The organism is Microcoleus sp. POL10_C6 (assembly GCF_036701585.1).
Taxonomy (GTDB): domain Bacteria; phylum Cyanobacteriota; class Cyanobacteriia; order Cyanobacteriales; family Microcoleaceae; genus Microcoleus.
This window is the reverse complement of sequence record NZ_JAUBRB010000032.1, coordinates 32,801-45,422: the sequence shown is the minus strand read 5'-3', so window position 1 is coordinate 45,422 and position 12,622 is coordinate 32,801. Positions and strand designations below refer to the sequence as shown.

At 47.3% G+C, this 12,622-nt stretch carries 14 protein-coding genes; 9 read left to right on the top strand and 5 right to left on the bottom strand.

All coding sequences use genetic code 11. From position 1 onward, the window contains the following. Positions 1 to 10 precede the first annotated feature (10 nt). Positions 11 to 1,177 carry an LptF/LptG family permease gene (locus QUA34_RS18390; RefSeq protein WP_333215896.1) on the top strand — a complete coding sequence of 389 codons (1,167 nt, stop codon included), beginning with the start codon at positions 11 to 13 and terminating at the stop codon, positions 1,175 to 1,177. Between the two features lie 72 nt (positions 1,178 to 1,249). On the opposite strand, the gene QUA34_RS18385 is transcribed toward QUA34_RS18390, so the two are convergent. Next, on the bottom strand, positions 1,250 to 2,617 hold the full coding sequence (locus tag QUA34_RS18385) for a hypothetical protein (RefSeq protein WP_333388844.1): 1,368 nt from the start codon (positions 2,615 to 2,617) through the stop codon (positions 1,250 to 1,252). A gap of 463 nt (positions 2,618 to 3,080) precedes the next feature. Between QUA34_RS18385 and pgl the strand changes: the two genes are divergently transcribed. The 6 genes from pgl (at position 3,081) to QUA34_RS18355 (ending at position 7,342) form a co-directional block, all read left to right on the top strand. Next, positions 3,081 to 3,800, top strand: a complete 720-nt coding sequence (gene pgl / locus QUA34_RS18380; protein ID WP_333388843.1) for a 6-phosphogluconolactonase — start codon at positions 3,081 to 3,083, stop codon at positions 3,798 to 3,800. Between the two features lie 204 nt (positions 3,801 to 4,004). Next, positions 4,005 to 4,796, top strand: a complete 792-nt coding sequence (locus tag QUA34_RS18375) for an FHA domain-containing protein (RefSeq protein WP_333081242.1) — start codon at positions 4,005 to 4,007, stop codon at positions 4,794 to 4,796. 82 nt (positions 4,797 to 4,878) lie between these two features. Then, positions 4,879 to 5,370 carry an FHA domain-containing protein gene (locus QUA34_RS18370; RefSeq protein ID WP_333081243.1) on the top strand — a complete coding sequence of 164 codons (492 nt, stop codon included), beginning with the start codon at positions 4,879 to 4,881 and terminating at the stop codon, positions 5,368 to 5,370. Positions 5,371 to 5,425: 55 nt separating this feature from the next. After that, on the top strand, positions 5,426 to 6,163 hold the full coding sequence (locus QUA34_RS18365) for a PRC-barrel domain-containing protein (protein WP_333327811.1): 738 nt from the start codon (positions 5,426 to 5,428) through the stop codon (positions 6,161 to 6,163). 280 nt (positions 6,164 to 6,443) lie between these two features. Further along, on the top strand, positions 6,444 to 6,893 hold the full coding sequence (locus tag QUA34_RS18360; protein ID WP_333327809.1) for a hypothetical protein: 450 nt from the start codon (positions 6,444 to 6,446) through the stop codon (positions 6,891 to 6,893). Beyond that, the gene (locus QUA34_RS18355; protein WP_333081247.1) at positions 6,890 to 7,342 is read left to right on the top strand and encodes an FHA domain-containing protein; all 453 of its coding nucleotides are present in this window, start codon (positions 6,890 to 6,892) and stop codon (positions 7,340 to 7,342) included. The genes QUA34_RS18360 and QUA34_RS18355 overlap by 4 nt, the downstream gene beginning before the upstream one ends. A 145-nt stretch (positions 7,343 to 7,487) precedes the next feature. Here the strand turns inward: QUA34_RS18355 and QUA34_RS18350 are convergent, their stop codons facing one another. Beyond that, positions 7,488 to 8,066, bottom strand: coding sequence for a DUF1997 domain-containing protein (locus QUA34_RS18350; protein WP_333327806.1), 579 nt, complete (start codon positions 8,064 to 8,066; stop codon positions 7,488 to 7,490). 208 nt (positions 8,067 to 8,274) lie between these two features. On the opposite strand from QUA34_RS18350, the gene pheA reads away from it, so the two are divergent. Together pheA and QUA34_RS18340 are read left to right on the top strand one after the other, a co-directional pair. Next, the gene (gene pheA / locus QUA34_RS18345; RefSeq protein WP_333327802.1) at positions 8,275 to 9,222 is read left to right on the top strand and encodes a prephenate dehydratase; all 948 of its coding nucleotides are present in this window, start codon (positions 8,275 to 8,277) and stop codon (positions 9,220 to 9,222) included. Between the two features lie 50 nt (positions 9,223 to 9,272). Beyond that, positions 9,273 to 9,914 carry a pentapeptide repeat-containing protein gene (locus tag QUA34_RS18340; RefSeq protein WP_333388842.1) on the top strand — a complete coding sequence of 214 codons (642 nt, stop codon included), beginning with the start codon at positions 9,273 to 9,275 and terminating at the stop codon, positions 9,912 to 9,914. A 36-nt stretch (positions 9,915 to 9,950) separates the two neighbouring features. Here QUA34_RS18340 and QUA34_RS18335 read toward each other — a convergent pair whose 3' ends face one another. From QUA34_RS18335 to rpsJ, 3 genes are all read right to left on the bottom strand, one after another. Further along, positions 9,951 to 10,889, bottom strand: coding sequence for a PspA/IM30 family protein (locus tag QUA34_RS18335; protein WP_333327796.1), 939 nt, complete (start codon positions 10,887 to 10,889; stop codon positions 9,951 to 9,953). 201 nt (positions 10,890 to 11,090) lie between these two features. After that, the gene (locus QUA34_RS18330; protein ID WP_015174045.1) at positions 11,091 to 11,732 is read right to left on the bottom strand and encodes an LON peptidase substrate-binding domain-containing protein; all 642 of its coding nucleotides are present in this window, start codon (positions 11,730 to 11,732) and stop codon (positions 11,091 to 11,093) included. Positions 11,733 to 12,140: 408 nt separating this feature from the next. Then, on the bottom strand, positions 12,141 to 12,458 hold the full coding sequence (gene rpsJ, locus QUA34_RS18325) for a 30S ribosomal protein S10 (protein WP_006632193.1): 318 nt from the start codon (positions 12,456 to 12,458) through the stop codon (positions 12,141 to 12,143). Positions 12,459 to 12,622 lie beyond the last annotated feature (164 nt).

Sequence of the window (12,622 nt, the reverse complement as noted above, 5' to 3'; positions counted from 1 at the left end):
AGCCCAAACTATGAAAATAGCAATATCCAATTCTTTGAATCCCATCAACTGGCTGCCGAGAATTTCAGTAATGGACTGGTACATTACCAAAGAACTAATCGGGCCATTTCTCTTTGGCGTCGGACTCTTTACATCCGTCGCCGTCACAGTTGGAGCTTTATTTGAATTAGTCCGCAGAGTAGCAGAATCCGGCCTCCCCTACAGCGCAGCCATAGAAATTTTTCTCCTGCAAATTCCCTACTTCGTAGTATTGGCTTTCCCCATGTCAATGCTGCTAGCAACCTTAATGGCCTACAGCCGAATGTCCAGCGACAGCGAACTTATCGCCCTTCGCAGTTGCGGAGTTAGCGTTTACCGATTAATACTGCCTGCTGTGATAATGAGTTTAATTGTTGCAGGCTTAACTTTTGGTTTGCAAGAGCTAGTTGTACCCGCCGCCAGCTACAGAGCAACTCTGACTTTAGACAGAGCCCTCAAGCGAGAAAAACCGACATTTCAAGATAGAAATATTATCTACACAGAATTTCGCAAACCAGAAAAAGGCGGCGACGAAATCCTGGCCCGCTTTTTTTATGCAGAACAATTTGACGGCCAGCAAATGAAAGGTTTAACAATTATCGATCGCTCCACCCCAGGCCTCAATCAAATCGTTTCTTCAGAATCAGCTACTTGGAATCCCTCAGAAAATACCTGGGATTTTTTCAACGGAACCGCTTATATAGTTGCTCCTGACGGCTCTTACCGCAATATAGTTAGGTTTCAACACCAGCAATTGCAACTCCCCCGCACGCCCTTAGATTTAGCGGCTAGAGCGCGGGATTTCAAGGAAATGAACATTGCCCAAGCCTTAGAGCGTTTGGATATCCTTAAAAACAGTGGCGACGAACCGCAAATTCGCAAATTAAAGGTGCGAATTCAAGAAAAATATGCTTTTCCTTTCGTGTGCATGGTATTCGGTTTAGTGGGAGCAGCTTTGGGAACTCAACCGCGCCGCTCCGGGCGAGGAACGAGTTTTGGTATTAGCGTAGTTGTGATTTTCACTTACTACGTATTTTCTTTCATCACCAGTTCTATGGGCGTGAAAGCTGTTTTGACTCCGATTCTTTCGGCTTGGTTGCCTATCGTGTTTGGCTTGGGAATCGGGGGATTGTTGTTGGTGCGGGCCGCCGCTAGGTAAGTTTTACCACTAACATTGGGAATTGGGCATTGGGAATTGATAATATCGTTTTCGTAGCCCCACTTCCATCATTTAAGGATTAGAAAAAGTATTGATTTCGCCACCGCCAATGTAGCGTCCCGGAGCCAGGGAGCGGGGTGTAGAAAAAGTTTGAGGTTGAATGGGCTGCACGCCCTGATTTGTGTTTTGGGGAACAACTCCAAAGTTAGGCGGCTGTGGCAAATTAAGCTGACTCGGTGGAGGTGTTTGAAATTGAGAATTCGCTGCATTGGGAGAGAATTGAGGGCTAATTATCTTGCTTCCCCCAATCCCACTTGGAAAGGGAGATGCACCGACATTGGGAAGTAGAGGTGTTGGCGAAGGTATGGCTACTGGAAGTGCCACAGGTTGAACTTCAGGTGCGAAGCCTGAGCCAGATAAATTAGTTTGGTAGGGATTTTTCGGCAAAGCCACCGTTGCAGCCCCTGCATTAATTTCGGGAAGGCTCGGTACTCGGGAAGTTAACCCCGCTAATGATTCAGGGACTGTAGCTGTCGGTTTTAAGAATTCTTGAGATTCCTTGCTCACATTATTTGTCGGAGCCACAAGTGGGAGAAGTGCTGTGGGAACATTCACTGGAGTGGCTCCACTTTGAGCTGTAGCGGTCGTTGGGAGCAAATTGGTCGCATTTCCTGCCGCCGGATCGGAAGCCGGTCGATCGAGCAATTTAGCCGAGTCTGCTGTTTTTTCAGCCGAAGCCGCCGTTGGCGAAGTGTTAGCAACGACGTATTTTTTCATAGCTGCTTGCAGCGGACTCAAAGGCAGAGAATTTTCGTTTTGTTTATCTGAATTAGCATCACTCGACGCCTGCGATAAAGTTGCTGTCGCTGTACCCCCAGACTCAGGCTTGATCGTTTTTATCCCGGAAGTTAGTCTCCCGCTGCTAGATAAACTCAACGCTGATGTTGCGTTTGAACTTGGCAAGGTGGAATTTTGGAGGTTATTGTTTCCGGCCTCGACAGCAGAATTTGCTAAATTTGACAAGGATAAAAATCCGCTGCTTCCTACCCGCTTGGGGGCTAAAGATGGCTGAGGAGTTTCTAAGTCCCGATCTCGAAGTTCCTCGAATAAACCTTTGCTTTTTACTACTGATGAATTTAACAAGTTTAGTTCAGAAGCAGTAGAGCCATTAAACTGATTGACTAGCACTGGTGAGCTGTCGATTTCAGCCGCAATGGCGGTATCTTCAGCAGATAGTCCCGATAGCGAAGCTGGAGTGTTTGAGGCTGGTTCTTCTTCGCCATCTATACTCAACCTTTCTGGATTTACAGAGACCTCCCAGATAAATAACCCCCCCGCACACAGCACGGCTAAGGGAGCCCAAACGGCGGGTTGCGTCCAGTGGCGCAACCGCGCTATTAGATAGCGGACAGATGTAGGAAATCGCTTAAAAATTGACATAGTTTTGCTTCCTTCCGATCATGCGGATTTAAAACTATTTTTCCTAGTCTACCACATCAATCTTGATTATTTTTGCTATGCGGGGGTAAGTGCGATCGGGAGCATCTCGGTTTGGCTTTTACTGTCGGTGTGCGATCGTCCGGCTGGCTATATTTATAGATTTTGCTGTGCGGGACGGATCGCACTCCCAAAAAACGCTTTTTACTTTCTGCCCAGATGCTCCGAGTACGATCGAAATTTTGATTGAAAGTTGCGAAAGCTCAATGCAACCGATGAAAATCAATAAAGCACTGGTAGAAATATGTCTTGCTTTCCTTAAATCAAGGGGCATAAGATGATAAAATTTTATGGGATGCTGTGTCCGGCCAGCCGGGTCTGTTAGCAGCTCGACCTCAAACCAAAATGTCAAGGTAAAATTGGCAATTGCTGAGAACAACACCCAAGAAAAGTTGAGAGGAAATTAATGAAAAAAATCGTAGAAGTATTAGCAAATCGGGAACAACTGATAGATCGATCCCTCGAGATTGTGCTGTCGAAAATCTCAGAAGCCATAGCAGAACGCGGACTTTGTACGATCGCCGCAGCGGGCGGAAGTACACCGGAACCCCTCTACAGAGCGATAGCAGCCCAAGACCTGCCTTGGGACAAAATTCACGTTTTCTGGGGCGACGAACGCTACGTTCCCCCAGAACACCCAGACAGCAATCAAAAAATGGCGCGCCTCGCATGGCTCGATCGAGTGAATATCCCCGCCAGCAACATCCACCCCATGCCCACAGGCGCCGGCGACCCCGCAGCCGACGCTGCAGCGCACCAAACCGAATTACAGCAGTTCTTCAAAATATCCGAGGGCGAGTTTCCGGCCTTCGACATCATTTTATTGGGCATAGGAGACGACGCCCACACAGCCTCTCTATTTCCCGGCACAGCAGCCTTGGAGGTCCGGGATGCCCTAGTAACCGTCGGCAACAAAGACGGTCAACCCCGCATTACCTTTACAGTCCCCTTAATCAACCGGGCCCGATGCGTTATCTTCATGGTCGCAGGAGCCAGCAAACAACCCGCCCTTGCTCAAATTTTTGCCCCTGCAGCCGACGCAATGACTTATCCAGCCAGACTCGTTCAACCAGAAGGCGAGCTTTGGTGGCTGTTCGATGCGGCGGCTGGCGAAGCAGTAAAATAGCCGACAGAGCCGCAAGCGTGCCAACACAGTCAGCATTATCACTAACTCAATCTTGCCCATCACAGCTAACGTCACGGCGTCAGCTCAGTTGCTAGTATTAGAAGCAATATAAGAATTGTGGCGGTTAAAGTTAAAATTTGACCATATACACGAGTATTTTTATGAGGCTGATTTGAAAATCTGGCCGATAGCAAGGAGAAATCGATGATTGTCTGTCCCAATTGCAATCACCAGAACCCCGACGGGGCCAGCCAGTGTGAGGCTTGCTACACGCCTTTACCTGTTACCGCAAGTTGCTCGAACTGCGGTGCAGCAGTTCAGACAGATGCAGCATTTTGCGGTCAGTGTGGCTTTAATTTGCGTCCGGGTTCCATAGTTCCAGAAGTTGAGGTGACAGTACCGTCCCCCTCGCCTGTAGGCCCGACAGTGGTATCCTCACCGGCGCCGGATTTAGTGCCACCCGATCCCCTGATGGCAATGGAACCTCTAGTTACCCTGAATAAGGGGCTTAACTTGGAAAAAACTCCTGCCAGCATTCCGACGATTCCAGATCCCCCGCCTTTGCCCTCGGTTCCTGTTACAACTGAATCGGTGGCAACACCAGTAACTATCTCTCCTCCGGTTCCGGGCCTACAGCCAGCAGGTGTAGCTAAAACTCAACTGCAACAGCAGTCGGCGCGCCTGCTACACGTTCAGACAAATACCCCGATGGAATTGCCTCACAGTCTGGCTGTGGTTCACATAGGCAAGCCAAATGATTTAGTGCCCCCGGATATTGATGTTTCGGGATTTGCTAATTCTGAGATAGTTTCTCGGGTACACGCAAATCTCCGGGTGGAGGGAGATGCTTGCTACCTAGAAGATGTAGGTAGTTCCAACGGCACTTACGTCAACAATACTCCGCTACCCAAGGGAAACCGCCACCGGTTGCGACCGGGAGACCGCATCTCTCTGGGCAAAGGAGACCTGGTTACGTTTTTATTTCAAATCTCTTAGAGCGAGTTTGGATTGGGCGATCGAAAGTCTAAAATCTAAAATCGCATCTTGAGGCGCTCTACCAAAACTCAATGCAGCCAATGTGATTAAGCTGACCTTGCTACATCCACTCCAGTCTATACCCGTCCGCAGTTGGATCTTTGAAGACGAGCAGGTCGTCCGGATCGGGCGTTCGACCGAAAACCACGTCGTTCTTTTTAGCGCTGTGGTTTCTCGTCGCCACATCGAATTGCGGCGCAGCGGCATAACTTGGGAACTGATCAATTTAGGTACCAACGGCACTTATCTCGATGGTAAGCCGATCGCTAAGGTTCCCATTGTGGACGGTCTGATCGTTCACTTGGCTCGCTCTGGGCCGAAAATTCAAATCAACGTAGGCCCGAATCAGTCCTCAGTCCAGTTAGGACAAATTAGCGTCAAGCCTAGGGAGGCTAAGGAAATTCACGCTCCCTCGGGCGGCGTGCACATTAGCACGATTCCTGTTCCCGACCACAAAGAAGTTGGCAATTCCAGGGAAGAGGAGGAGTTAACCCAGGCAGATAATAATCGCCATTATTCGGAAGAAGAATATTAAATCGGCTTCTTTGGACGATCGACATTTTTCAAAGGCGGCACTCAGGAGTTTATTTATGAGTACATCACCACAGATTGTTAGGCGCAGCGAACTGCAGGGCCGCCGCACCATCGACCGCAGAACGGCGGAAGAGGTCGGCAGGGTAGATCGGGTTTGGCTCGATGCTCACTCCCAGCGGGCGATCGGCTTTACTTGCAAGTCGGGCCTTTTGGGTAGCAAAAAAACTTGGTTCGCTTGGGCACAAGTTGATACGGTGGGGGAAAATGTTTTTGTCACCATTAACCCGGAACTGCCGGAATTGCATCAGCCGGAACAAGCTGTTTGTCCGATCGGGCTTGAGGTGCTCACGGACGCTGGGAATCAGGCAGGTGCAGTGGTTGACTACCTTTTTGATATCCGCACGGGTTCAGTCACCCACTACCTATTTAAATCAAGCGGCTGGCGCGGTGTTTTAGACGACATTTACTTGTTACCTGTGGCAGCTATTTCGACCATTGGCAGCAAGCGGGCGATCGTCTCTGAAGCTGCTGTATCAGAGCCAGTGCAGTACGCGGAGGGACTGCACAAAAAAGTCGGTCTGGTAGCAGAGTTTTTACACGAAGATTTCGACAGAACTCTCAAAAATGTGGCCGGTGTGAAGCGGGGCGCTCAAAGTCTGGCGGAAAAATTCCAAGATAAAGCTCTCGAAGTCAGGGATGTAGCTCAAGAAAAAGTTGCAGAGTTGAAACGGCAAAGGCAAGAATCTGTCCAGCCAGAGCCGAAACCGGAGCCGCCTGACTCAGATTTGAGCTGAAGTTTGGTCTTCCCGCTCGCTGGGGGACTAATTGCCGATCGCATTTTCGGGCGGCGCGCGCGAGGAAGGTCGATCGGTATTTTCGCTATGAGAAATTGATGCGTTGTCGCTTAAAATTCCAGTGCTGCTCAAAGCATTGTATTTTAAAGGTATCGCATCAATAAGGAAAATGTTAGCAACTCAAAATGACCTATGCTGTTTGATACAATCAACAAGTATTTTATCTAGAGACCCCAGGATTAATAATTGGTTAACTTTTTTCTTTATAAACAGCGAGTCCTTGAGCAGTGACTGTCGCCTGATCGAGAAGTCGAATCAGCGGTGCAACCAGCGCGGGTCTGAGTTAAAGTCTCTGGTTCATCAGCGGGAAAAGGATTATTTAGCCGATCGAATTGAGCGGCTCACCCATCGGCAGAATCGCTCCCTCACAGACCACATTAATCACGCGGTTAAAACCGCCGTCCATCACTGGGAAGTTCACCCGACTAATCACATCGTGTTTGGTTGTTACCGAGGACAGCAAAAATTGGCGCCTGCGCCAAAAGCTCACCCTCAAAAGTTGCTTCAAATGCCTCAAGCAGCCAAAAGTTCGACTTTTACTGCCGATAGAGGGAATAGGGGCGCACTGACGACGCCTTTAAAAAGCAAATTTTTTGCAGTTTTCTCCCAAAAAATCTCTCTGGAAGTATCCCCGTTTCAGTCTGGCGGTGGAGTGTCAAAACATCAGTGATTACCTTAACTCTTTTACATCCTATCCAGTCTGTCCCAGTTCAAAGTTGGTGTTTTGAATCAGAACCGGTGGTTCGGATCGGTCGATCGAACGACAATGATGTAATTATTTACAGCGCTGTAGTTTCCCGCCACCACGTAGAGCTGTGGAATCACGCTAATGGCTGGGAAATTATTAATTTTGGTGCTAACGGCACTTATGTAGATGATAGACCGATCGCTCAGGTGTCCGTTGTGGACGGTATGACAATTCGCTTGGGCAATTCCGGGCCAAAAATCAGGATTCGGGTGGCCGCCACGAATCAACCGGGCAAAATCATTAAGCCACCGCAGCGCGAACTCCGCCAAAAGGACGAAGTTTCAAAAAACAGGTCAACAGCTTGGCCTGGGGGCGTGGGAATCCTCGAAGACGATGAACTTGGGGGGCTGACTCAAATCGATCTTGACTGACCGGCCGCTATCTATCTATCCCTGCTGGCTAGTTCCCACAAAGTGACCGATGCCCAATTCGAGCGTCTAACTAATATTGGGGTAAGTGGCCTGATTTGTGCCTAAATATCCCTATACATTAATTAACAGGTTATCTAGTAGGATGTCAGCCTTCTAAAGATAAGATTGGGGGGAGATCGATCGATATTAGCTCACTTTCGCTGTTTGCCCAGCGGCGGTAATCTAAGAGCAACTGGTGCATCAACCGCTGTTTGACGCTCAGCAGTACGCTCTTGAGCAAAGCATTCCCCGTTGCTTCTAAAATGGGTTTGGGCGTCAGCCAAAACGGCGGCGGTAATTCTACTTGCACTTCCAAATCCGCTTTTCCTTTCAAGTATGCTACCCCGCTGCTTTGGTGTACACAAAGCTTTCCTTTGAGATTGAGAGCAAAGCGATCGTTGATATAACCCACGCCGAGAATTTCGCAGGCGACGGACTGCAAATTGATTGTGCCATCCGACTGGGCCCACACCCTCATGTCTACTGTGGGTTGAATGCTCAGCATCATAAATTGTAACGGTCGCATTTTTAGGCGGAAACAGTCATCGCTTAGCTGTTGTGTGCGACTTTGATCAACGAGGGCGTTCACCAGTCGCCTCGGCTGGCGCAGATAATGTTGAATGGGAACCCGTTCCTCTGGTACGGCGATCTCAACGGATTGGGAAGAATTAAAGCGGGTATACATGAGAAAATATCAAAATATAGGATTCCTAAGCATATCTTAATAAAGTATCACCTTTTTTAAGGTGACATACGTAGCGCACTAAGTCGCACGCCCAGCAATGTCATCCGAGAAATCACTGATTAAAGCTTTCTGGACATCGCTAATTTTTCATCATACTTCCTAGCTGATGAGAGTAAAGCAAACATTTGTAACCTAAAATTGCCTCTACATGAAAATTTCGTTAGCGCAGCCCTCGAAGAGGATCGCACATCTCGGCCCTGTTGGTACAAATGCAGAAACAGCGGCTCTAGCTTATCTCAATTGGTTGAGCCTGGAAACTAACTTGGAATGCACCCTGTGTCCTTATTCCACCATTTCCCAAGCGCTAGAGGCATCTGCCGTAGGGCAGGTTGACTATTCAGTTGTGCCCGTCGAAAATTCGATCGAAGGCAGCGTGACTGTCACCTTAGATACACTCTGGCGACTCGATCAACTCCGCATTCAACACGCCTTAGTTTTGCCAATTTCCCACGCCTTAGTGTCTAATGCCAAAAATTTTAACGAGATTCAAAAAGTTTACTCTCACCCGCAAGCGCTAGCTCAGTGTCAGGTATGGTTGGGGCAGTTTATTCCCTCAGCTCAATTAATTCCGGCGAACTCTACGACGGAAGCATTGCAATATCTGGAAGATAGAAATGTAGCAGCGATATCTTCGCCAAGAGCGGCTGAACTTTACAATTTGCCAGTGTTAGCTCACCCCATTAATGATTATCCCGATAATTACACTCGCTTTTGGGTACTCAGCAGGAGTGGTGGAGAAATCGCCAACGTAGAACCAGGGGAACACTCATCCCTTAAATCCAGCACAACATCTGCTGCTAAGTTGATCCTCGATACTTCACCGTCTAATTGCACCCATACCTCACTAGCTTTTAGCGTACCGGCCAATATGCCGGGAGCACTGGTAAAACCTTTGGAAGTATTTGCCAGTCGCGGTATTAATTTAAGTCGGATTGAATCTAGACCGACTAAAAGATCACTCGGAGAATATATTTTCTTTATGGACGTTGAGGCTAACGCCTGCCAAGCATTTGTTCGAGCGGCACTCGAAGAATTAAAAAATCACACAGAAACTTTAAAAATCTTTGGTTGCTACAATTTACTGTCAGTAGTATAATTTTCTTTTATGTAGTATACTTTTTAAGTCAACCTTAGGAGGCTGGTGAGATGAATGCTGATGAACTTCTCAAGCGATACGCCGCCGGAGAAAGAAATTTTCATGAAACAAACTTGAAAGAGGCTTCTTTGCGAGAAGCTTTCCTAATTCATATTAATCTAGCCTGCGCGAATCTCAAAGAAATAAATTTTGCTTTGGCCAACCTAATGGGGGCAAACTTAATAGGTAGCAATCTCAAGAATGCTTGCCTGGTGATGACCAAACTCAATGGGGCAAACCTGAGCCGAGCCGATCTAAGTTTCGCCAGATTAACAGGAGCTGACCTGATTGAAGCAAAACTGAAAAACGCCAACTTGAGCGACACCAAAATGATCGGTGTTGATTTGAGCGGAGCTTTCTTGTACGCCGCCAACCTAATGGAAGCAAACCTCATAGATGCTTGCTTGGACAATACAAACCTCGAAGAAGCCAATCTAAGCGAGGCTAAACTGCGGGGAGCAAGTCTAAAAAAAGCCAACTTGAGAAACGCTTTTTTGTGTGAAAGTAACCTTGAGGGCGCCGATTTGAGAGGAGCTGACTTGAGGGGTGCTAATTTGAGCGGGGCATTTTTGTGCGGTGCTAATCTTGAGGGAGCTCAGCTAGATAAGGCAATTTTAAGTGGGGCTATACATTTTTGCGTCAGACAAGTTTGAAATCACGCAATAATATATAACCGGAGAATCCGACAACTAAGGACTAAAAAATATACTATTGACTTGGCTGAAAGTGAAGTCTATTTGCTGCTGTACCTTAGCAAAATGAAGCTGCATTTTGAGGATCTCTTTCTTAGAATTAGCTTGAGCAATCTTACTTTCCAAAGCCAGCAAGTTGCGGTTGAGGTTTTCTACTCGCACAGTTTGGTAGTCTAAGTCAATTTTTAGTTCTGCCGCCTGATCAAATTGAACCTGCTTGCGAACCACGGCGAGGCGAACTGAATTCTCATCCTGTGTCTGAAGAGCTAGCAAAGCTCGCTGCTGCCACTGGTTGGCTTGAGATTCAGCTTGATTGTACAGCCACTGAATCCGCAGTTGGGCGGAAATCGCAATGCCAACAGCCTGACGCAGTTCTTTGAGAGGTTCCTGAATTTCTAAGATTAATAGTTCCCAAAGATTCATCAGTTCGCTGGTAAATTCTTCGCGTTCTACAGAGGCTACCAGTGCTTCTAATAGCAACAAATTTGGTTGCATTTGCTGCGTAATTGTCTCAAATATTAACTGTGCTTCGGACATTTGCCGATCGTAATTTTTTTCTGAGACTGCACCGGATGAGTGCTTTAATATTTTTTCCGTGCTGTCTAACTCAGCTTCTGAATCTGAACTTGAAGCTACAAAGGCTTGTAACTTTTCGCGGGCGATCAAATTAAGCCTTTGTCGAAGCAAATCGGAGGCCGCCCGCTGCACTGGCCCTGTTTCGCTTTGACAAATCTTGATGACTATTTTTAAGCCAGCATCGCCGTAATTCAGTGTCTCTCTCAGGGCGGCAATTCGATGTTCGTTGACAGAACTAGACAGCCGATGTTTAACTCCTGCTAGTCCGCCAAGCACTACACCGCCCACAGGAGGTGGCAGTTGACCGCCTCTAACTGCATCGTATGGTTTCGGTTGGTCGTGATTTTCTAACACAAGCATTTACTGCTATAAGGAACCTATCCGAACCTGTTTGAAGTTAAGAATTGAACAGATACCAGTTCGCAAAAATAATGGAACTGTAAGCGCGCGATCCAAACCCTTAGTTCATCAGTCAATCGAAAATCAAAAATCGAATGATTTGTGTGTAATTCTTTCTGCAATGGAGGTCAAACAGATCGTACTTTTTGCCTGCCCCATTGACTATTTGAGCGTATCTTTCAGTACAGTCCTCGCTGCCAAGTGATTGCGAGTAGAAGTCAAAATTTCGGTTTCGCGTTCCAATCTCGCAGCAGTATCTTGCAATTCTAAAAGAGTTTGCTGTTCTGTCGCGGCGCCGTAAAGGTAGCTGGCTACCCAGTAGGACAATTCTGTAGGCAAACTGGGAATGTCTTCGGGCAGGTCGATCGGCTGATCCATCAATTTACTGGAGAGGCGAACTACATCTCTCAGCAGTTGTTCGACATCTTTTCCCAAAGGTCTGAGGTCTTGTTGCGGCGGTGCGTCTTCGATCCATTCTACTAGACCGACTAAATACGGTTTTTCCCGAACGGCGTCGAGGACTCGGAACCGCTGCTGGCCGAGAGTCATAATTTTCATGCGATCGTCGGGGAGGCGCTGACAGTGAATCACTTCGGCGCAACAGCCAACGGCAGAGACTTTGTTTTGGTTGGGGTCCCACATGAGTACACCGAAACGCCGATCGCCCTCCAGAATCGTATTCATCATGATTCGATAGCGAAACTCGAAGATTTGCAGCGGGAGTGGCCTACCTGGAAATAGAACCACTTCCGGCAACGGAAATAAGGGGAGTTCGCGAACTGCTACAGAGGAAGAGGATGCCATTGTCGCTCAAAAGTGACGGTACTTGCGCTTATTTTTCTTACTTTAACTGATTAAAGGCAATTCGGGGGCAGGAGCGATCGGGCTTTTTCGGTGGCAACGGGAGCGACGGCTCGCTATCTCTGGTGCTGACAGCTTGACCAAGGCGTTATTTCGTCAAAATGTTAAATATACCTTTTTGCTAAACTAAGTGAGTCCGAAGGCGATGATAGCGACTGCTAAAGGAGCGTTTTTGTAGTGAGCGCCCCTTAATTAACAATAATTATTTAAATTCGTGTCGGAGCAGAAATTATGGGTGATTATTAACTAATAACTAATACCTAATAACTAATGACTAGGAAAATTTCAACAAAAAGAAGGAACAATTTATTTAATCTTTGTTCCTTCTTTCCGAGTTTTCGATAACTCAATCTACAGCTTGACTTCGATATCTACGCCGGCTGGCAAATCCAGTTTCATCAAAGCGTCAATTGTTTTGGCCGATGGCTGGTGAATGTCGATAATGCGGCGGTGCGTGCGGGTTTCAAAGTGTTCGCGAGAATCTTTGTCTACGTGGGGCGATCGCAGCAAGCAGTAAATCCGCCGTTTTGTCGGTAGGGGAATCGGGCCGATCGCTGTGGCTGCTGTGCGATTTGCTGTATCTACAATCTTTTCGCAGGATGCGTCTAGAATTCGGCGATCGAAAGCTTTGAGGCGGATGCGAATTTTTTGCTGTTGAATTGTTGCCATTTTTGTTTCTTTAATTTTCTAGGTTCAGTTTATTTTTAGTCATTAGTTATTAGTTAGTCGTCATTAGTTATTAGTCATTAGTTATTTAATCTTTAACTACTAACCGCTGACTGCTGACTGATGACTACTGACTGATGACTGCTGACTACTCACTAAATAGCAGA